Origin of the sequence: Mesorhizobium sp. M7A.F.Ca.MR.148.00.0.0 (assembly GCF_003997735.1) — a bacterium.
In the GTDB taxonomy this organism is placed as follows: domain Bacteria; phylum Pseudomonadota; class Alphaproteobacteria; order Rhizobiales; family Rhizobiaceae; genus Mesorhizobium.
In genome coordinates this window covers 1-225 of the sequence record NZ_RZTB01000752.1, presented here as the reverse complement: position 1 = coordinate 225, position 225 = coordinate 1, and the positions used below count along the sequence as shown (strand labels likewise).

Genomic DNA, 225 nt, shown 5'->3' with positions numbered 1-225 from the left:
ATGTGCCGCTGCATTTGGCGCTGACCCATCAGGGATTTGCGCTGATCGTGCTGGGGTTTGCAGCCGCCCATTGGCGCGGCACCAAGGGTGCTTATCCCTTGCCGGCGGGAATAGCGCTCAGGGGCTGATCCCGAGCTGATCTACCGGGTCCGGATCAGAAGCCTGCCCGCACCGCCCGGATCGCCTTGACGACCGACAATTCGCGGTTCTCCTCGACCGCATTGT

1 pseudogene is annotated in these 225 nt (G+C 63.6%); it reads left to right on the top strand.

Features of this window, described 5'->3' with window-relative positions:
* Positions 1 to 128 (top strand): annotated as a pseudogene (locus EOB49_RS38580) (heme A synthase); the annotation flags it as partial.
* Positions 129 to 225 lie beyond the last annotated feature (97 nt).